This window comes from Cupriavidus necator N-1, assembly GCF_000219215.1.
GTDB lineage: Bacteria > Pseudomonadota > Gammaproteobacteria > Burkholderiales > Burkholderiaceae > Cupriavidus > Cupriavidus necator.
This window is the reverse complement of sequence record NC_015727.1, coordinates 1,316,433-1,335,465: the sequence shown is the minus strand read 5'-3', so window position 1 is coordinate 1,335,465 and position 19,033 is coordinate 1,316,433. Positions and strand designations below refer to the sequence as shown.

At 57.9% G+C, this 19,033-nt stretch carries 17 protein-coding genes; 16 read left to right on the top strand and 1 reads right to left on the bottom strand.

Annotated features, from left to right (window positions below; translation table 11 throughout):
• Window positions 1-382 precede the first annotated feature (382 nt).
• Window positions 383-3,787, bottom strand: a complete 3,405-nt coding sequence (locus tag CNE_RS35990) for an adenylate/guanylate cyclase domain-containing protein (protein WP_041229346.1) — start codon at window positions 3,785-3,787, stop codon at window positions 383-385.
• 336 nt (window positions 3,788-4,123) lie between these two features.
• On the opposite strand from CNE_RS35990, the gene CNE_RS35985 reads away from it, so the two are divergent.
• The 16 genes from CNE_RS35985 to CNE_RS35915 all read left to right on the top strand — a co-directional run bounded on the left by CNE_RS35985 (window position 4,124) and on the right by CNE_RS35915 (window position 18,970).
• Window positions 4,124-5,431 (top strand): NAD(P)/FAD-dependent oxidoreductase, encoded by a 1,308-nt coding sequence (locus tag CNE_RS35985; protein WP_013959703.1) that lies wholly within the window; start codon window positions 4,124-4,126, stop codon window positions 5,429-5,431.
• A 47-nt stretch (window positions 5,432-5,478) separates the two neighbouring features.
• Window positions 5,479-5,889 carry a nuclear transport factor 2 family protein gene (locus tag CNE_RS35980; protein WP_041229344.1) on the top strand — a complete coding sequence of 137 codons (411 nt, stop codon included), beginning with the start codon at window positions 5,479-5,481 and terminating at the stop codon, window positions 5,887-5,889.
• Window positions 5,890-5,917: 28 nt separating this feature from the next.
• On the top strand, window positions 5,918-6,721 hold the full coding sequence (gene hpaH, locus CNE_RS35975) for a 2-oxo-hept-4-ene-1,7-dioate hydratase (protein WP_013959702.1): 804 nt from the start codon (window positions 5,918-5,920) through the stop codon (window positions 6,719-6,721).
• Window positions 6,722-6,726: 5 nt separating this feature from the next.
• The gene (gene hpaI, locus CNE_RS35970) at window positions 6,727-7,533 is read left to right on the top strand and encodes a 4-hydroxy-2-oxoheptanedioate aldolase (protein WP_013959701.1); all 807 of its coding nucleotides are present in this window, start codon (window positions 6,727-6,729) and stop codon (window positions 7,531-7,533) included.
• A gap of 238 nt (window positions 7,534-7,771) precedes the next feature.
• On the top strand, window positions 7,772-8,695 hold the full coding sequence (locus CNE_RS35965; protein WP_238553175.1) for a LysR family transcriptional regulator: 924 nt from the start codon (window positions 7,772-7,774) through the stop codon (window positions 8,693-8,695).
• Between the two features lie 316 nt (window positions 8,696-9,011).
• The gene (locus tag CNE_RS40350) at window positions 9,012-9,335 is read left to right on the top strand and encodes a non-heme iron oxygenase ferredoxin subunit (protein ID WP_013959699.1); all 324 of its coding nucleotides are present in this window, start codon (window positions 9,012-9,014) and stop codon (window positions 9,333-9,335) included.
• Window positions 9,336-9,453: 118 nt separating this feature from the next.
• Complete coding sequence (locus CNE_RS35960) at window positions 9,454-10,320, top strand: fumarylacetoacetate hydrolase family protein (protein WP_013959698.1); 867 nt, start codon at window positions 9,454-9,456, stop codon at window positions 10,318-10,320.
• Window positions 10,321-10,330: 10 nt separating this feature from the next.
• On the top strand, window positions 10,331-11,329 hold the full coding sequence (locus CNE_RS35955; protein ID WP_013959697.1) for an ornithine cyclodeaminase family protein: 999 nt from the start codon (window positions 10,331-10,333) through the stop codon (window positions 11,327-11,329).
• 50 nt (window positions 11,330-11,379) lie between these two features.
• Window positions 11,380-12,477 (top strand): cupin domain-containing protein, encoded by a 1,098-nt coding sequence (locus CNE_RS35950; protein ID WP_013959696.1) that lies wholly within the window; start codon window positions 11,380-11,382, stop codon window positions 12,475-12,477.
• A gap of 6 nt (window positions 12,478-12,483) precedes the next feature.
• Complete coding sequence (locus tag CNE_RS35945) at window positions 12,484-13,002, top strand: aromatic-ring-hydroxylating dioxygenase subunit beta (protein ID WP_013959695.1); 519 nt, start codon at window positions 12,484-12,486, stop codon at window positions 13,000-13,002.
• A 19-nt stretch (window positions 13,003-13,021) separates the two neighbouring features.
• Complete coding sequence (locus CNE_RS35940; protein ID WP_013959694.1) at window positions 13,022-14,275, top strand: aromatic ring-hydroxylating dioxygenase subunit alpha; 1,254 nt, start codon at window positions 13,022-13,024, stop codon at window positions 14,273-14,275.
• A gap of 95 nt (window positions 14,276-14,370) precedes the next feature.
• Window positions 14,371-15,594 (top strand): ABC transporter substrate-binding protein, encoded by a 1,224-nt coding sequence (locus tag CNE_RS35935; protein ID WP_013959693.1) that lies wholly within the window; start codon window positions 14,371-14,373, stop codon window positions 15,592-15,594.
• Window positions 15,595-15,669: 75 nt separating this feature from the next.
• Window positions 15,670-16,533 (top strand): branched-chain amino acid ABC transporter permease, encoded by an 864-nt coding sequence (locus tag CNE_RS35930; protein ID WP_041229114.1) that lies wholly within the window; start codon window positions 15,670-15,672, stop codon window positions 16,531-16,533.
• A 4-nt stretch (window positions 16,534-16,537) separates the two neighbouring features.
• Entirely contained in the window at window positions 16,538-17,545 is a 1,008-nt protein-coding gene (locus CNE_RS35925) for a branched-chain amino acid ABC transporter permease (protein WP_013959691.1), read from the top strand.
• Complete coding sequence (locus tag CNE_RS35920) at window positions 17,532-18,275, top strand: ABC transporter ATP-binding protein (RefSeq protein WP_013959690.1); 744 nt, start codon at window positions 17,532-17,534, stop codon at window positions 18,273-18,275. The genes CNE_RS35925 and CNE_RS35920 overlap by 14 nt, the downstream gene beginning before the upstream one ends.
• Window positions 18,275-18,970 carry an ABC transporter ATP-binding protein gene (locus CNE_RS35915; RefSeq protein WP_013959689.1) on the top strand — a complete coding sequence of 232 codons (696 nt, stop codon included), beginning with the start codon at window positions 18,275-18,277 and terminating at the stop codon, window positions 18,968-18,970. The genes CNE_RS35920 and CNE_RS35915 overlap by 1 nt, the downstream gene beginning before the upstream one ends.
• The last annotated feature ends 63 nt before the right edge of the window (window positions 18,971-19,033 follow it).

Sequence of the window (19,033 nt, the reverse complement as noted above, 5' to 3'; positions counted from 1 at the left end):
GATAGACGGCAAGCGCGGCGGGGAGAAGCCCATGCCGCGTAGGGCTGGTTCTGGAGGCAGCGAACGGGCCGCGTGTTTGACGCCGGCCGGGTATGTGTATATCGGATTGCGAGAGCCTACCGGCAGCTACAGACCCGGGTAGGGACTTGGCTCACTACTATTACTTGATTGTCCATTCCCAACCTTCTACTTCATCTGAACGTCGCCGCGTAATCGGCAGAAGTTCGGCTACAACGAATCTGAACTTGCCAACTTGACCCGTTCTTCCGAAGGTCGCGGGTAGCATGTCCTTGCGGTTGACAGCGCCCCGACCGTTGCCATAAGACTCGAAACTCGGATGACACAAGTGGCAACCCAGGTTGGGTACTAGGCCGGAGGAATCCTACTTTGCGCTGTCAAGCAGAAGACTAGCCTTGGACAAGTCTGCCACGTCTAAACCTTCGGTGAATGCGCCAAGGATCTCGGTCAGCCGTTCTCTTGCTGCGCCGCTCCGTCCCTGTCGTTGCCACTGGCGCGCCAGACTGAGTGTGGCGCGCAACTCCATCGACTTGGCACTTTGATCTCGGGCGACCGAGATTGCTTTTTCGAAGCATGCTTGCGCCACACCCCAACGCTCAGCATCGAGGGCCGAGGCAGGGACGTCAGGGCATGCCAGTTCGCCCTCTACTCGATACAACTCCGCTTCGCAATAGCGCTCGCCGCAGGATTGCGCCATGGCTTTGGCTTCGGCAAGGATGCGCTGTCCCTGTTCGGTCTGGCCAATGTGCCCATAGGATTCGGCTAAAAGCGTTAGGAAGTGTGACTGCCCCAATCTGGCGCCAGTGGCGAGATAGGCGGCAAGTCCCGACTGCATCTGGGCAATGCCTTCTTGCTGGCGGCCCATCTCAGCATGTGCCCAGCCGCTAAGAACGGTCGCCCAGGCAAGCCAGAGAGGGAAGCCTTGTTCGGTTGAGAGCGCGATCGCAGCGTCGGCGCAATCGTGCGTGAGTTGTGGATCACGGCGAAACTGATGCAGTTCGGCCACCAGGCACAATGTATGAGCAAGGCTGAAGGGATGCGACAGCCTCTGGGCGAGCGCGATCGCTTCCTGCGCCCTCGTTCTGGCCTGCTCTGGATAACCCAGGCACCAAAGCACAAGGGCGGACACAGAGAATGTCCGGACCGCCGGATCCACGCCGTAAAGGTTTGGGTGAATCTGATGAGATTCCGGGTGATAGAGCGCACGTGCGTGCTTGAAATGGATGTCCGAGATCCTGAACCTTCCTGAGAAATACAGGGTTGTGCCGAGCGAGACATGCGCCTCGCCAAGCCAATCCGGGTTGTTGGCTTGCTCGGCCAGGCTGACCAGACCCTTGGCCACCTTGTATGCCTTCGCGTGTTCCGCGCTCAGCGAGAAGTAAGCGCGCAATCCCACCTGAGTCGGAAAGACTTGGGATGTGTCGCCGAGCTGGTCGCACAGCGTCAGGGCCCGGCTGTAGGTCGCCTCGACCTCAGGCGAGGCAAAGCCCCTGGCCGCGATAAGGGCCCGCCCGATGGCAAGCTGCAGAGTCAGTTCCTGGCGTGCGCGGCCCGGCGTATCGGGCTGGTACTTCAGCAATTCCAGGGCTGCACTGAGTTGGCGTATGGCCTCATGGTAGGCCGAGCGCTGCAGGGCCTGTTGCGCCGTGCAATGAAGGTATTCGACGGCCTTCGGCTCATTGCCGCTCAGGCTGTAGTGCCGTGCCAGCTCGCTGCAATAGTCCGTCAGCCGATCATGGAAGAGGGCTTCAATGGCCTGGGCAGTGCGTTCATGCAATGCGCTGCGTTGTTCCGTGAGCAGGGTGCTGCCGGCGACTTCCTGCGTTAGCGCGTGCTTAAACGTATATTCGATGTCGGGGAATGCGGGGCGCTCGTAAATGAACTCGCCGGCCTCCAGGCGGGCTAGGAGCGGGCGCAAGATGTCATCTGGCTGCGCCACCACGCGCTCCACCAGGCTCAAGGAAAATTCCTTGCCGATGACGGCGAGGCTCTGCAACAAGTCTTTCTCGGCGTAGGAAAGACGGTCGATACGTGCTGCCAGCACGCCCTGCACCGTGGTCGGAATATGGAGGGCGATCGGGGTCTTCTCGATGTGGTAGTGACCAGGCTCTCCGAGCAGCGCTTTTTCCTCGGATAACGTCTGCACTACCTCTTCCATGAAGAACGGATTGCCTTCAGTCTTCTCCAGCACCAAGGTTTTTAGCGGCTCGAGCGAGGGATGATCGCCAAGCAGGGCGGTCAGCAGCTCCTTGGCTTCGGTCTGGCCAAGTGGTTCCAGTCGAAGCTGAGTGTAGCGGACCTGCTGGCCCCATTGATGTTGATACTCCGGCCGGTAGTTCAGAAGCAGCAGAATCCTTGCGCCTGGCAGGTGCTCGACGAGGACATCGAGAAAGGCCTCGGTTTCACGGTCCAGCCATTGCAGGTCCTCGAACACGAGCTCAAGTGGCTGATTGGCGCTTTCGCGCACAAAGAGCCGGGTAATCGCCTCAAAGGTACGCTGTCCCCTGATCTGCGGGTCCATGTCTGGCAATCCCGAACCGGCTTCGCTGATCCCGAGCAGATAGAGCAGGTAGGGCAGGAGGTCTTCGAGCGCGCGGTCCAGCATTAGCATCCTGCCAGCAACCTTCTCACGGCGTCTGCGTTCATCATCCTGGTCTTGGATCTGGAAATAGTTTTTCACCAACTCGATCAGTGGCAAATAGGCGAAGGACTTGCCATGCGAGACCGAGAACGTCTCCAGTACCATGCAGCCTCGCTGCGAGACCGCCTTAAACTCGTGGAACAGGCGCGACTTGCCCACCCCGGCCTCGCCGACCACGGCAACGATCTGGCCTAGTCCCGACTGGACTTGTTCCAGCGCCTGGTGCAATTGGTCCAACTCCGTCTGCCGCCCTACAAACCGTCCCAGTCCACGACGCTGGGCTATTTGCAGGCGCGTGCGCAACACCCCCAGGCGCAGCACTTCAAATACGGCAAGGGGCTCGGGGACTCCCTTTACCTGGGTCGCTCCCAGCGCCTTGAAGTCGAAGTAGCCCTCTGTCAGCCTGCATGTCGGCTCGCTGACCAGAATGGACGAGGGCGTCGCGATGCTCTCCATCCGGGAGGCGATGTGGATCATGTGCCCGACGGGGTCATAGTCCGTGCGCAAGTCATCCTTTCGAATCGAGCGCACGACTACCTCTCCGGTGTGGATACCGACCCGAATTTGCAGCGGTATGCCTTTCTCGAGACGGATCCGGTCGCTGTGGCGGCGCATCGCATCCTGCATCCGCAGCGCCGCATAAAGGGCTCGTTGGGCATGATCTTCGTGGGCAATGGGCGCGCCGAATAGCGCCAAGATGCCATCGCCCAGGGACTTGGCCACGTAGCCCTCATAGTAGTGCACGGCCTCCATCATCAGCTCGATGACGGGGGTAATCAGGTGGTGGGCCTCTTCGGGGTCCAGGTCATGGATCAAGGCGGTTGAGCCGGCCATGTCGGCGAACAGGGCAGTAATTGTCTTGCGTTCGCCGGCGCTCTCTCCCCGGGCTTCAAGGGCTGCCTGCTCGGCCCGGATGCGTTCGGCCAGGTGAGGCGGGGTGTAGTGAATGGGGGCGGAGGAAGAGGCTTGCGGCAAATCGCTGACCCGTTCGCCGCAGGCATTGCAAAAGCGCGCCGCCGGATCCAGTGCGTGCCCGCAGCGCAGGCAAGTGCGAGCCAGCCGGTCGCCGCACTGCTGGCAAAAATTGGCTCCAACAGCATTCTCGAAGCCACATTTTGTGCACCGCATCATTGAGGCCTCCTTGGGGCTTCCTTCAGTTAATTCCCCCTTGTCCTTCCTCGCAAGGCCGGCACAGCGCTCGCGCCAATAACAAATATCGCGATGTCTTCGGCTAACTTCTCAGTCAGCATCGATGGCAAAAGCCGCCCAGTAGTTCTACCTTGGCGACTGATTCGGTACTCCCTCGACGTCGAGCTAAAGCGCCTTATGAATAACAACAAATGCGGTTTCAGGCACTTACGAGGGCATGGAGAGCGGCCCTCCTGTTCCCCATCGGAACAATAGCTTCTCCAGTCAGAAACTTGTTGGGCTATAGCCCACGAGCCAAACTCCCCAGGCGACTCCATGCCGGAACAAGGCACTGACATCCGGTCATGGGAAGAGGGCGTGCTGAACTGTCTTCAATGGGAAGAATACTTTCATATGAGCGTTGAAACTGTAGTGATCCTGGGCGCCGGGCAGGCGGGTGCGTGGGCGGCGCGCACGCTGCGCTCGGAAGGGTTCAGCGGCCGTGTCATCCTGATTGGCGCCGAAGCGGCACTACCCTATGAGCGACCACCTCTGTCCAAGGAGCAACTGCAGCGGACCCCGCCCGCAATGCAATACTTGTTAAGCACAGCCGAACTTGGATCGCTCGACATCGAATGGCGACGTTCGAGCCAGTGCGTCCGCATTGATCGTACCAGTCGAAACGTAGTCCTAACGAGCGGAGAAGCAATAGCCTATGACAAGCTAGTCCTATGTACCGGTGGGCGGGCGCGTCTTCCTGCCATTCCCGGCATCAATGCAAGCTGCGTGCATACGCTGCGCACAATCGAAGACGCGGAACGCCTCCGTTTGACGTTGAATGACGGCGCGCGGGTGCTGGTCATGGGGGGCGGTTGGATAGGTCTTGAGGCAGCTGCTGCAGCCTGTGCCGCCGGTTGCAGCGTGACTTTGGTCGAGACTGGACCGCTACTTTGCACTCGTACCGGATCGCCCATGCTGTCCGACTTTCTGGCGAAGTTGCACCGGTCGAATGGTGTCGAACTGCGGTTTGGTGAGAGCGTCGTCGCGCTTGAGCATTCTACTGCCACGAGCAGTCGCGCGGTTTATGCCGACCGTACGATACAGGACGTCGATATCGTCGTTGTAGGTATCGGACTCGAGCAGAACGATGCCCTCGCACGAGCGGCCGGTCTTGAGTGTGACCGCGGAATCTTGGTGGACCAACAATGCCGGACGTCCGATCGGAGCATTTTTGCGGCAGGAGACGTTGCAGCGATCCGCAGCCCGAGCGGGGAAGTGTTGCGTCTTGAATCCTGGCAGAACGCGCAGGACCAGGGAATTGCAGCAGCGCGAGCGCTGCTTGGTCACGATATCGACTACCAACCGGTACCAGTTTTCTGGTCTCAGCAGTATGAGGTATTGGTGCAAATTGCCGGCGCCTGCGTACAAGGAACAAACACCGTCACCCGTGGTGCGGAGGGCGGCAAGCTCATTGCTGTCGAACTGACCGACGACGGACGGATTGCTTCGGCGATTTGCGCGAATTCGCCACGCGATTTCCGTCACTTGCGCAACTTCATTGCCGAGGGCGTGTGTGTTGACGTGGCGCGCTTGGCTGACGCCAGCGTGCCGATCACAGCGGCCATCGCTTCGCGCGCATCATGAGTACAAACCTGGCTCACGAAGCCGCAATCCGGAGGGGGATCCACCAGATGCATTTCTATGACATCAATCTCTTGTCGACGGTGGTCTATCAGTTTTTTGCAGGTCTAGATCGGCGTGACCATGCCTGCACTGCTCGACTGATGGCGAGAAATGGTATCTGGCACCGCCAGGGGGAGGAGCTTGTTGGCCCTGATGCTGTGTTTGCCGCCTTGGAAAGGCGTGACCCGTACAGGGGCACAGGACACCTTGTGACAAATCTCTGGGTCGAGCACGGATCAGAAACGACTGCACGCCTGCGCTACTACATGACTGCCTACGAAACTCTGACTGGAACTGACGGCAGCATGAGCAAACCAAAACTCTTGGGTGTACGCGATTGCACCGATGATCTCGTGATGGAGGACAGCCAATGGCGCATCTCCTGCAAGAGGAGCCGCTTGATGTTGCCCTCCGCATAAAAAGTAAGAAGACACGGACCATAAACTTATGCTAAATCCATCGATCATCAATTCCATCGCCGAAGAATTTCTGAATGCAGAGAAGACGCGGAATCAAATCCAGCAAATTTCGTTGCGCTATCCGGATATCACGGTGTCGGATGCATACGCGATTCAGCGCGAATGGGTCACGAGGAAGATCAATGAAGGCAATCCGCTGCGCGGGCATAAAATCGGTCTAACCTCGCGCGCGATGCAAATGGCGGTTGGGATAAACGAGCCCGATTATGGGGTTTTGCTCGCGGATATGTTTTTCGAAGATGGTTCTACCATCCCGACAGACCGCTTTATCGCACCGCGAGTTGAGGTCGAACTTGCCTTCATTATGGACCGCCGACTCGAAGGGCCAAACGTGACGCTTTTCGACGTGCTCGACGCAGTGCGCTACGTTACGCCTGCTTTGGAGATTATCGACTCCCGCTCCCACATGGTGGATCCTGAGACCAAGCGTTCACGCAAGGTGTTCGATACGATCGCCGACAACGCGGCCAACGCCGGCGTCGTCATGGGGGGACGGCCAGTGCGTGTCGGTGACGTGGACCTGCGATGGGTTAGCGCAATCCTTTCGCAGAACTCGGTTATTGAGGAAACGGGCGTTGCTGCAGGCGTCCTCAATCATCCCGCCAACGGTGTGGTCTGGCTGGCGAACAAGCTATCCGCGTACGGGGTTGCACTGGAAAAGGACCAAGTGATACTGAGTGGATCGTTTACACGGCCTGTATTTGTCAAAAAGGGTGACACATTGCTCGCCGACTACGGCTCGCTGGGGCCGGTGTCCTGTCACTTCGGATAAATGTCATGAGCGAGAACCTATTCAAAACGGCCTTGAAGCAGGGGAAATCGTTGATCGGCCTATGGCTCGGCATCCCGAGCGCATATACCGCCGAGATGCTAGTTGGTGCGGGGTTTGATTGGTTGCTGATTGACGGGGAGCACGCGCCCAACACACTGGATTCGATATTGGCGCAGTTGCAGGCGTTGGCGGCATACCCGGTGCATCCGGTCGTGCGTTGTGCCTGGAACGACCCGGTGGAGATCAAGCGACTGCTGGATGTCGGTGCCCGCAATCTGCTCGTGCCGATGGTGCAAGATGCTTCACAGGCCGCCGCTGCGGTGGCTGCCACACGCTATCCACCGAAAGGCATCCGCGGGGTCGGTGCCGCGTTGGCGCGGGCATCGCAATGGAATCGGTCTTCTGACTACCTTGCTCGAGCAGGCGAGGAACTATGCGTTCTGGTGCAGGTAGAAACTCGCGCCGCGCTGGCGAACTTGGAGGCGATTAGCGCAGTCGACGGCGTCGATGGCGTCTTCATTGGGCCTTCGGATCTTGCCGCCGATATGGGCCATCTTGGGCAGCCAGGACATCCCGATGTGCAGGAGGCGGTCGAGAATGCTATTGGTCGCATCTGCCGGGCCGGCAAGGCCGCCGGCATTCTGATCGGCGACGAAGCGTTGGCGCGAAGGTACCTCGAACTCGGGACGACCTTTACCGCCGTCGGCGTGGATACGACTCTTCTTGCAAGAGGGGCAGAAGCCCTTGCACGTCGATTCCAGTGTGTGAGCTTACCTGCTCAAGAAAAGCCCGCTGGCCCCAGCGTGTACTGAACGCGGAACCTCTCTTTTACTTATGCTGCGGTGCAGCAACCCGCGCACCATGAAAATCCTAGGTTTTCAAAGACCTACCGTTCCCGGAAAATCCCAAGTTAGGGCGCGGGCACTTGCATGTCCTTTGGCATCCGGCGTAGCTGGGCGCTAGCAAAACCTCGCTGACCTGACAACGCTTGGGGCCATTAGCGGCCCGCGGATGAGCGTAATTGGCCAGGGAGGGGCGATGGGCAGGGTGATGACGGAGTTCATGAGGGATGCGGCGGGTGGCTTCGAAGATCTGACTACGCTGCGTATTTTCGTACGGACAGTCGAAATCGGTAACTTTTCCGAAGTCGCCCGGCGCATGGGCGCTAATCCGGCTATGGTCAGCAAGCGCGTGGCTGCTCTTGAGAGCAAAGTCGGCCAGCGCTTACTGAATCGCAATACGCGCCGCCTTGTGGTGACCGAAGTCGGCCAACTGCTCTACGATCACGCCATGCGTGCGCTCCGAGAGTTGGACCAGGCGGCAGAGGAAATGTCCTGCATGCAGGATCAGGCGACAGGTCATCTTCGAATGACCGCGCCATTAATGCTCGGCCAGGCCATGATCGCACCACGTTTGACTGGCTTTATGCGGCAGAACCCGTATTTGTCCATTGATCTCAACTTCTCTATGGAGAAGCTCGACCTCTACAAGGCGGGTATCGATGTGGCAGTCCGTATCGCCGATGACTTGGATCCTGGGCTGAAGGCAATCAAACTCGCTCCGTACAGTCGTATCTTTTGCGCGGCTCCTGAATATCTTGAGGCACACGGTACCCCGACGGTTCCCGAGGATCTGATGGACCACAATTGCCTGATTACACGAGGATACACATTTAGTACCCGTTGGCAGGTTCAGCAGGGAGACGAGGTGGGGAGCGTGCACGTCAAAGGCAACTTTGCTACGGACAGCGGTCAGACGGTACGAATGGTTTGCCTCGACGGCATGGGTGTTATGATGGCGCCCCGCTGGCTGGTGGAGCCTGACCTGGCTGCTGGCACCCTCGTCGAGATTCTGGGCAGCTATGTCCCTACTAACCGTGCGGTGTATGCCGTAATGCTCCAGCGTAGCATCACGTCCCCAAAGCTGGGTGTCGCTGTCGATTTTTTGCGTGAATGTTTCACCGGTTTGCGGTAGGCCTGTAGACCCAAACACACGCCGACGTCGGGTGAACCTTGCGCCTTGTTCGGGGGGGCGTCAACGTCTGCCTGGTCGCCAGGCCCGGCCTCAATAAGGGGTCCAAAAACGGAGCCTGCCCTTCTGCGAAGTGATAGCTAGGCGTACCCGAAGCTGCCACGCTTGCTGAGCAGCCATTTCGCGCGGTGCTGCTAATCCCATCTGCGACGGAACAGATGTTGTTCCGGTCAGTGATCTGGCCTCCCCGGTGGTTTCCTACCAAAATACATATCAAGACGAGAGCAAATCTCGCTGCGATAAGTAAGGAGACTTTCCCATGAGTGAGCGTTGGTTGGATGTGTGCGCTGCGGAAGATATCTCGGACGATACTCCGCTGGCTGCAGCTGTCGAAGGAAAGGAAATCGCATTATATCGCGTCGATGGCGCGGTATATGCCACTGATAATCTCTGCACACATGGCAGTGCGCGCCTTTGCGACGGCTTTCTTGAGGGCCACGAGATTGAATGTCCCCTGCATCAAGGACGTTTCGACGTGCGCAATGGACGGGCGCTGTGTGCCCCACTGACGGCCGACATTCAAGCCTATCCTGCCAGGACGGAAGGCGAGCGAGTCTTCGTCAGGTTCGATATCCAGACCTGACCAGTTAGGAACAGCTGCTGTTCCCACGGCAGCATTGCGCAGCTGTGTGGGCCGGCCGAAACTCCCCAATATCTCGAAAGGCGTAAGTCGCCAATTCGGTGACCCTAGGAGGGAACAGATGAAACTGGTCAGCTACCTTGACCGTACAAGGGCAGTGCCTCAACCATCTTATGGGGCCGTGGTCGGCAGCTCGATCATCGATCTGGCGGTACCTATTGCAAAGACGCTTCGCGAGGCGCTTGCCCTTGAGGGCATTGATGGCATCGCGCAACGCTTGGCTGAAAGGGAAAACGAGAATGGCATTCCCTTATCCGATGCGACTCTGCTTCCACCTATCACGGATCCACAAAAGATCCTGTGCATAGGCCTAAATTATCTCCTCCATGCGCAAGAGGCCAAATTGCCCGTCCCGGAGAGGCCGTCGGTGTTTGTTCGGTTCAGTTCGTCCTTCGTGGGACACAGAGAACCAGTAGTCCGGCCGGCCGAATCCGAACAATTCGACTATGAGGCTGAGTTGGCCGTCATTATTGGGCGTCCGGCCCGCCGAATAAAGGAAGAGGAGGCACTGCAGTATGTCGCTGGCTATTCCTGCATCGCGGAAAACTCGGTGCGCGATTGGCAGCGCCACTCTACGCAAGCCACCGCAGGGAAAAACTTCGTCAGCTCGGGGGGCTTCGGTCCCTGGCTGGTGACGCAAGACGAAGTCCCAGCACCTGAAGAATTGACGGTCCTCGGGCGACTAAATGGCGAGACTGTGCAGCGTGACTGGGTTAGCAACATGATTTTCCCGGTCGCCAGACTCGTCGCCTATCTATCGACTTTTACAGAACTGATGCCGGGCGATGTGATTGCCACCGGGACCCCGGCCGGCGTGGGCATGTCGCGCCAGCCTCCGCGTTATCTGCGCCACGGTGATGTCTTCGAGGTCGCAATCAAAGGAGTTGGCGAGCTTTGCAACACGGTCAGGAATGAATTTCAGAACTGAAGAGGTGAAGATGAACGAGGCGGCTATCTGGTTGAGCGAGGAAGAGATTACATCGCTCGTCAGTCTTAAGGATACAGTTGGAGCGCTGGAGGACGGCGTCCGACAGCTAGGAAAAGGTGAAGCCTTCAACGTCACGAAGGCGCTCGGGAGTATCGGCTCCGCGTCGTCAATGCATTCGCTTGGCTCCGCGATGGTGAAGGCCGGATTTTGCGGCTACAAGAACTGGATCAATACGCCAAATGGTGCCAAGGCAGTGTTTGTCCTATTCGACACAAATGAGGGCAGGCTGTTGGCGGTGATGGAAGCGAACTGCCTCGGTCAACTGCGCACGTCGGCGATTACGGGTCTCGGTACGCAATGGGTCGCCCGGAGTGGCGCCAACGATATGGCGATGATCGGTACTGGGAGGCAGGCCCTCGCTCAAGTTGCAGCGATCCATCTGGTGCGCCCCTTGAAACGCATTCGCATCTGGAGCCCCACGCCCGAGAGGCGGCGTGCATTCTGCTCGTTGGTAGCCGAGCAATTCGATATCGATGTTGTGGAAGCCACGACGTTGGAGGCGGCGACAGACGGCGCATCAATCGTCACGACCGTGACTCGCGCCCGTGAGCCGTTCCTGAAAGCGGAAATGCTTGCGCGCGGCGCCCACTTGAACGCTGTCGGAGCAATCCTTCCGGTCAACGCTGAGTTCAATCAGGACGTATTCGCGCGTGTTGGATTCATAGCGGTCGATGACGTGGCGAACGCGCGCAAGGCATCACGCGAACTCATCGACTATTTCGAGAAGGGGCCTGGTGCCGGGGATTGGGATAAGGTTCGCCCACTCGGCAGCGTCATTGCCGATCACGAGTCTGCGCCGGATGATTGTGACCTCACGTTGTTCAAGTCGATGGGAATGGGTATCTCAGATCTGACCGTCGCCGCTCTTGCATACCAGCGCGCCGTGGAAAATGGAAGAGGCACTCCATTTCCGCTGACCAGCAAGGCCACGATACGCTGGACCAACTAACCGACAAGAGCTACTGGCCAAAATAAATAGCACAGTCAAAGGAGACACGGATGAACAACGGTATTACTCTGGTTGACTTGAGCGGGGCGCCGGCCCGGGAGCAAGCCTTCTGGCCAACAGTCGTGCTGCGCAAGGCCGCCATCGAGACGGAGATCGAGCGTCTCGCAAGTCTAGGCAGTCCTGCAGACGGGCGTCGGGTTGCGTCGGTAAATCATCCGATGAATACCGGCCCGGTGCCGGCGTATGCGCCCGGAATCGATGTGCAGATAATTGTACTCAAGCCGGGCGAGAGAAGCGAACCGGTGCTGCGCAACTCGAGCCGCGTCGACATGTGCATTCGTGGCAGCGGTGTAGTCAGGACGGACTCGAAGGTATTCGAGGTCGAGAAGTTCGACGTATGGAATACACCGTCAATGCAACCGCAAGTTGTGGAAAACAACGGGGATGACCTGTTCGTCCGTCTGTCCTACAGCAACGCTCCATTGCTTGAACGGCTCGAAGTCCATTACGTCAATGACAAGCCGCAAGTGATCGAGTCCAGTGGCGTCGTAGACGATACGGTGAAGGGGCAGCGTCGCGCGCGCGATGCATCGAAGCCGATCCCGATTGGATCGGACGGCGCGCAATTGCTCGGCTACGAATGGCTGGTCGACATTGACCCTGTGGACTCGAGGGCGCTGCACTGGCCGTGGAAGGAAGTGGCGCCCCATCTGGAGACGGTCTACGGCATGGATCTGGGCTACACCGGACGACATCTCTACGTGCTCTATAACCCGGCAACCGAGCGTCGGATCGGTACCTCGCCCAGCTTTTTTGCCACCATCGCGAAGCTGCCACCAGGAAAGGTCGACAAGCCTCACCGCCACACATCGGCCGCAATCAACTACATCATGTGGGGGCACGGAAAGAGCGTGGTCAATGGTGAAAAGATCGAATGGTCGGAAGGGGATTTACATTTTTCAGCGCCAGGCTGGTCGATACACAACCACGCTTCGCGCGAGCAGGGATTCATTGCTCTCACAATTCAGGATCATCCGTTGCATATCGCCAATGAATCGCTGCTGTGGCAGGAAACGCTCAAGTCGCCAATCCTGAAGCTGGGCACGGACTACGGCGTGCAGACGAACCTCGGCAGCCTTGGGGAGTGATGGCAAATGAAAGATCGGATTGCTCCGCTGGTGAAAGAAGTGCAGCGTAACGCCGAGACGATCGCGCTGGAAAGCGAACTTCGGAGTTTGTATGACGAAGTGGCGGACTTGCTCGACCATGATGAAGTCGAGAGGTTCCCCTCGTACTTCATCGAGGACTGCATTTACCAGGTTGTCTCGCGTGAGAACTATGCCGAAGGGTTACCCCAGGCAACCATTTATTGTGACGGCGTTAATATGGTGCAAGACCGTGTCACTGCACTTCGTGAAACACAGGTGTACGTGCCGCGCATCTGGCGGCACTTCATCAGTGGTGTTCGTATCACCGCAATCGAGGATGGCGAGATTCATGCGCGGGGCAATTTTCTCCTGACCGAAGCGATGTCAGATGCCGATCCCACCGTGTTCCTGGTTGGCCAGTACATCGACGTGCTGGTTCGCGTGGGCGGGACCCTGAAGTTCAGGCAGCGCCTAGCCGTATTCGACAATCACCATGTACGGCGCTCTCTAATCGTACCCGTGTGATAAGAGGGAGGAGACAACGATGGAACACACAATGAAAGCCGTATCGGCATCATCGGGTGCCGCAGAACGCCACTGGCCTTCGGAGGGTTGGACGCGCGTACCGTACTGGGTCTATACGGATCCGGACATTTATCAGCGTGAACTGGAAACGTTCTACTACGGGCCAACGTGGAATTACGTCGCACTTGAGTGTGAGATCCCCGAGAAGGGGTCATACAAGCGCAGTTGGATCGGCGAGCGCCAGGTGGTGGTGGTACGGGGAGAGAACGACAGAATCCACGTGTGGGAGAACCAGTGTGCCCATCGTGGGGCTCGCGTGTGCTGGAAGAACAAAGGAAAGGAAGAGTCTTTCACCTGCCCGTACCATCAATGGAACTACGGACTCGAGGGAAATCTTCAGGGCGTGCCGCTCAAGCGTGGTGTGCTAAAGAAGGGCGGCATGCCATCCGATTTCGATAATCGTCAACATGGCCTGCGGTCCCTCTCCGTGCACGTCGAGGGGGGCACAATTTGGGCCAGTTTCTCAGAGAACCCGCTGCCATTTGCCGAGTATTGCGGCGAAGAAGTGTTGGTGAATCTTCGTCGCCAGTTTCCCGGAAAGAAGCTTCGATTGCTTGGCTACAACCGGCAACTCATCCCCGGAAATTGGAAGCTCTATTTTGAGAATCTGAAGGACCCATACCACGCGACGTTGCTGCATTCGTTCCTGATTACATTCGGCTTGTGGCGCGCAGATACACAATCGGAATCGATTCCAGGCGATTCAGGCCATAGCATCATGGTTTCACGCAACGTCGGAAAGACCAAGTCGGAAGCGGCTGCAGAGATCGCGCGCTTCAAGGAGGCGTTGGAACTGCTGGATGCTGATACCGTGAGCCCGCGCCGCGAATTCGATGATGGGAAGGTGGTCGCAATCGCTCACTTTCCAAGCGTCGTCATTCATCAGCAGGCTAACACGCTCGGCGTTCGTCACGTCATTCCGAAGGGCACGGATTCGTTCGAACTGGCATGGACGTTCTTTGGCTACGAAGACGACGATGACGAAATGACGCGTCTGCGCGTGCGCCATGCGAACCTTTACGGGCCTGCCGGTTTTGTCGCAATGGAAGATGGGGAGGTGCTATGCGAAACGCAACATGGCGCCCACCATTACGGGCATCGTAGTGCCGTGGTCGAGATGGGCGGGCGCGACGTCGAGAGGCAGGACCACATGGTGACGGAAGTGCTCATCCGGGCGTTCTATAAGCACTATCGGGAGATGATGAATTTGTAAGAAATTTCCTTCCGACTTTGTGAAATCACCATCCACGGCCGCTGACTGCCACGTTGCTCCGTAACAGGTCGCGGCTGATAGAAAACGGAGGAGACATGTACAACTACCAGGAAGACGAAGGCGTCGCGGCATCGCGTCGCCAGTTCATCAAGGGCGCGGGCGCACTAGGCGCAACCGCGTTGTTCGGCGGCCTTGCTCCGGCAGTACTTGCGAAGTCCGTCGCACCGTTGCGGATCGGCGTGCTGAACACCTTCTCAAAGGTGTACGCTGCGCTCGGTAGCGCGAACCTTAACGGGATGAACCTCTATTTCGAGCAGATCGGCAACACTATTGCCGGCAGGAAGATCGAACTGCTGAAAGAGGACGACGAGCTCAATCCGCAGGTCGGCCTGCAGAAGCTGAAGAAGCTGATTGAATCCGATTCCTGCGACCTCATCACCGGAATCCAGGGTAGCAATATCGCAATGGCGGCAGTTCAGTACATGCGCCAGAGCCAGGCCTTCGTACTTTGCTCCGGTGCCGGAATCACGGACCTGTCGTATACAGGCCTGCCTTATCTCTTTCGTTGCTCGACCTCGTCGTACACCACCCTTGCGACCATGGGCGAATGGCTCTGCGCAAACCTGGCAAAGCAGGCTGTCATTACGGCTTCCGATTTTGCCGGTGGTCGCAACGCCGTGGCCGAGTTCAAGGCTGGCTTTGTGAAGCGCGGTGGAACGGTGGTGAAGGAAATCTATCCTCCGCTTGGAAACAACGATTTCAGCCCGTACCTCGCAGATATCCGTAGCACTGGCGCCAAAGTAACCTTCGGGTTTTATGCCGGCACGGATGCTGTGCGGTTCGTCAAACAATATGACGAATATGGACTGAGCAAGAACTGTCGGTTGACCGGGTCGGGCTTCATGCTCGACGGCGACACATTGCCGGCTCAAGGCCGCGCCGCGTTGGGTGGGATTAACGCGTTGCATTATGCCGATACGCTAGACAATGCCGCGAACAAGAAATTCGTGGCGGACTATACGGCGCGCTACAAGGAGTTTCCGAACGTGTACGCGGAATATGGTTACGTGGCAGCGCGCATCCTACAAGCAGCCATTGAGGCAGTCGACGGCAATACGAGCGAAAAGAATAAGCTACGGGAAGCCATGCGTGCGGTCAGATTCGAGGCGCCCCGTGGACCGTTTCGTTTCACCCCGGAAACGCAGAGTCCGACCCAGAACGTGTATATCCGGGAAGTCTCTGAGATTGATGGCCGGATCACGAACAAGGTTATCCATACTGTGCGCGAAGTAGCGGAGCCAGCTAAACGCCCGCTTTAAAGCACCACCCAGCTGCGTACCGCAATCTGGCCGACCGCGATCGGCCAGAGTCTTCCATACCTACGAGAAGGCGCTATGGATTTCTTCGTCTCACAATTTATTAACAGCTTGTGCTTGGGTGCATTGCTCTTCATGGCCTCAGCCGGATTGTCGTTGATCTTCGGGCTAATGAATGTCGTCAACCTCGCACATGGTTCGTTTTTCATGATCGGCGCGTTCGTCGCGCTTTCCATCATCAAGTTAACCGGCAGCTTCTGGCTGGCGCTCGGCTTTGGCTGGATCCCGGCCGCGATTGTGGCGATCGTGATGGAGCGATATTTCATCCGTCCAATGTACAGCGCCGGTCACTTGAAGCAGGTACTGCTGACGTTCGGATTCATCATGGTCTTCGGCGACGCCTGCAGGTTCCTGTGGGGCACCGAAATCCGCAACATTGCGCCTCCCGCAGTTCTGGAAGGCAGTCTCGAAGTCGGTGGAGCAGTTCTACCTCTGTATCGCGTTTTCGTCGTGGCGCTTGGCGCGGCAACTGGGTTCGCGATCTGGTGGTTTCTGGAGCGCAGCCGGATTGGCGCGATGGTGCGCGCAGGCGTCGATGACGCGGCCACTGCCGCCGGCATTGGAATCAACGTGCCATTGCTATTTGCGGCGATCTTTGCCCTTGGCGCTGCCCTCGCAGCGATTGGCGGCATCGTCGCCGGTCCGATCCTCGGCGTCTATCTCGGCATGGATATTGAAGTTCTGATACCTGCATTCATCGTGATCGTGATCGGCGGAATGGGCAGTCTGCGTGGCGCGTTGGTCGGTGCCTTGCTCTTCGCGTTCATCGATACGTTTGGGAAGGCATTCTTTCCCGATTACGCGTTGTTCCTGGTTTATCTGTTGATGGTGGTAGTGCTGCTGACCCGACCGCAAGGGCTGTTTGGTATCGCTAGGGGATAAGACAATGACACTGCGAAAGCAATCTATCGTGTTTGTGGCCCTGTGCATACTGTTGGTGGCGGGTTGGTTCGCGACTGACTATGCCAAGGAGATCATCGCTGAGGTGCTCATTTTCGGAATATTCGCGATGAGCCTGAACCTGCTCGTTGGCTATACCGGAATGATGTCGTTCGGGCATGCTGCCTTTTTCGGCATATCGACCTATACAGTCATTGCGCTAGGGGTGCATCTGGGCGTGTCAGGCTGGCTCGGGTTCGCAGCGGGAGTTGCGGCGTCGACTTTGCTAGCGGGGGTCATCGGCATGTTTTGCATCCAGGCCAGCGGGATATCGTTTCTCATGCTTACCATGGCGTTTTCCCAATTGCTGTTTGCAGGGGCACTGAAGTGGCGGAGCGTGACCGGTGGCACTGATGGATTGACTGGATTCGTCGCCCCCGATTTATTCGGAATCAGCCTCGCACAAAGCGCCGGAGCTCGCTATGCGGTGATCTCGATCGGATTCTTGATTGTGGTGGCACTGTTCGCCCGCCTGGTTCGGTCGCCGCTCGGGTCGATTCTTATTGGCATACGCGACAATGAACGGCGCATGCGGGCGATTGGCTATCCGGTACGGCGCTTCAAGTTGCTGGCTTTTATGATTGCTGGCGGACTGGCCGGGGTTGCCGGTGGGCTATACGCATTCCTGAATGCCTACGTATCGACGGACATCCTACATTGGCAGCAATCCGGTGACGCGATGATCATGGTGGTATTGGGGGGCAGCGGTACGGTGATCGGACCAGTGGTTGGGGCAGGGATCTTCTTGCTGCTGAAAACAGTCATGAGTTCTCACAACGAGTACTGGGCGTTCTGGGTGGGTGCAATCTTTATCGTCTGCGTGATGTTCCTGAGGGACGGGGCATGGGGGTTCATCATTGGACGGTTGTCTAGTCTCGGTGGACCGTCGCGCAAGGAGGCTGGATTAGCTAGCGCGGCAAGCGACATTTCGGAGGTAAAACATGACATTGCTTAAGACGGAAGCACTCCGCAAGGCATACGGCAGTCTCGTCGTGACGAGGGATGTCGACCTGGAGGTCTCGGTTGGGCAACGACATGTCATTATCGGCCCTAACGGTGCGGGAAAAACGAGCCTGGTTCACCAGCTATCGGGGCAGATTAGGCCGACAGCGGGCCGGATATTCTTTAAGGACCGCGACGTTACCGGGGGTGCTCCAGAGGCGATCTGTCAGATGGGCATGGGACGTACATTTCAGAAGAACAACCTATTCTCGAGCCTTTCGGTACGCGAAAACGTGCGTCTTGCCGTCCAAGCAAAGCATGGCGGATGGTATGAGGCGCTTCGAAGCGTCGGGTCGAGGCGGCAACAGTGGGAACGAGCAGATCAGCTTATCGAGCAGGTTCACCTGTCGGGCGATTACAGGCGCGCGGTGTCTAGCCTATCTTACGGCGAACAGCGACAGCTCGAGGTCGCAATCGCACTTGCCACAGACCCGGAACTACTGCTGCTCGATGAGCCAACCTCGGGAATGTCGCCAGCCGAGACTGATCGCATGATCGACCTAGTGCGGGAGCTGCCCGCTTCGCTGGCGGTTTTGATGATTGAGCATGACATGAAGGTAGTGTTTTCGCTGGCCGACCGCATTACGGTGCTCTATTACGGTGAGGTCTTGGCGTCAGGATCTCCGCAGGAGATACAGGGCGATGCCCGTGTGAGGGAAGTCTATCTCGGAGGGAAACACTGATGCTCGAGGTGAATGATATCCACACCTACTATGGGAACAGCCACGTGCTGCGAGGTGTTTCGTTGCAGGTAAAAGCCGGGGCGGTGACCTCGCTGCTCGGGCGAAATGGCGCTGGAAAGACAACAACGGCGCTCTCCGTAATGGGCTATCTGAAGCCGCGCTTAGGGAGCATTACCTATGCGGGGAGGGCGATTGCCGGGTTGCCGTCCTATAGCATTTCGCGCATGGGGGTAGGATTCGTTCCCCAGGAGCGAGGGATCTTCCCCAGTCTGTCAGTGGAGGAGAATTTAACCGTCGCCGCGAGGTCAGGCCGGGACAATCGATGGACGCTGGCACGCATTTACGAGATGTTCCCACGCCTTAAGGAGCGCCGCAATAATCGTGGGTTTCAGCTCTCCGGCGGAGAACAGCAAATGGTTGCGATTGCCCGAGCTCTGATGCTGAACCCCAGCGTCATTGTGCTTGACGAACCGTCGGAAGGGCTAGCACCGCTCATTGTCGACGAGATTGTCGAGATTCTGCGAAGGATGAAATCCGAAGGATTGGCAATTTTGCTAATTGAGCAGAACCTCAGTGCAGCGCTGGACTTGGGCGATATCCACTACGTACTGTCAAAAGGCGAGGTGTGTTTCAGCGGGACTAGCGACATGCTGCGAAGTAACGAACGCGTGCTGAGCGATTACCTTAGCGTGTAGCCCCGGTGGGGCGCTTGGGCGGCAGGCCTGCCGAGCGGGCGCCCGTAGCCATTCGCTTGCCCA

What these genes read in the sequence shown, in the direction of transcription:
- CNE_RS35990 (WP_041229346.1), bottom strand. Translation starts at nt 3,787, where the DNA reads ATGCGGTGCACAAAATGTGGCTTCGAGAATGCTGTTGGAGCCAATTTT.
- CNE_RS35985 (WP_013959703.1), top strand. Translation starts at nt 4,124, where the DNA reads ATGCCGGAACAAGGCACTGACATCCGGTCATGGGAAGAGGGCGTGCTG.
- CNE_RS35980 (WP_041229344.1), top strand. Translation starts at nt 5,479, where the DNA reads ATGCATTTCTATGACATCAATCTCTTGTCGACGGTGGTCTATCAGTTT.
- hpaH (WP_013959702.1), top strand. Translation starts at nt 5,918, where the DNA reads ATGCTAAATCCATCGATCATCAATTCCATCGCCGAAGAATTTCTGAAT.
- hpaI (WP_013959701.1), top strand. Translation starts at nt 6,727, where the DNA reads ATGAGCGAGAACCTATTCAAAACGGCCTTGAAGCAGGGGAAATCGTTG.
- CNE_RS35965 (WP_238553175.1), top strand. Translation starts at nt 7,772, where the DNA reads ATGACGGAGTTCATGAGGGATGCGGCGGGTGGCTTCGAAGATCTGACT.
- CNE_RS40350 (WP_013959699.1), top strand. Translation starts at nt 9,012, where the DNA reads ATGAGTGAGCGTTGGTTGGATGTGTGCGCTGCGGAAGATATCTCGGAC.
- CNE_RS35960 (WP_013959698.1), top strand. Translation starts at nt 9,454, where the DNA reads ATGAAACTGGTCAGCTACCTTGACCGTACAAGGGCAGTGCCTCAACCA.
- CNE_RS35955 (WP_013959697.1), top strand. Translation starts at nt 10,331, where the DNA reads ATGAACGAGGCGGCTATCTGGTTGAGCGAGGAAGAGATTACATCGCTC.
- CNE_RS35950 (WP_013959696.1), top strand. Translation starts at nt 11,380, where the DNA reads ATGAACAACGGTATTACTCTGGTTGACTTGAGCGGGGCGCCGGCCCGG.
- CNE_RS35945 (WP_013959695.1), top strand. Translation starts at nt 12,484, where the DNA reads ATGAAAGATCGGATTGCTCCGCTGGTGAAAGAAGTGCAGCGTAACGCC.
- CNE_RS35940 (WP_013959694.1), top strand. Translation starts at nt 13,022, where the DNA reads ATGGAACACACAATGAAAGCCGTATCGGCATCATCGGGTGCCGCAGAA.
- CNE_RS35935 (WP_013959693.1), top strand. Translation starts at nt 14,371, where the DNA reads ATGTACAACTACCAGGAAGACGAAGGCGTCGCGGCATCGCGTCGCCAG.
- CNE_RS35930 (WP_041229114.1), top strand. Translation starts at nt 15,670, where the DNA reads ATGGATTTCTTCGTCTCACAATTTATTAACAGCTTGTGCTTGGGTGCA.
- CNE_RS35925 (WP_013959691.1), top strand. Translation starts at nt 16,538, where the DNA reads ATGACACTGCGAAAGCAATCTATCGTGTTTGTGGCCCTGTGCATACTG.
- CNE_RS35920 (WP_013959690.1), top strand. Translation starts at nt 17,532, where the DNA reads ATGACATTGCTTAAGACGGAAGCACTCCGCAAGGCATACGGCAGTCTC.
- CNE_RS35915 (WP_013959689.1), top strand. Translation starts at nt 18,275, where the DNA reads ATGCTCGAGGTGAATGATATCCACACCTACTATGGGAACAGCCACGTG.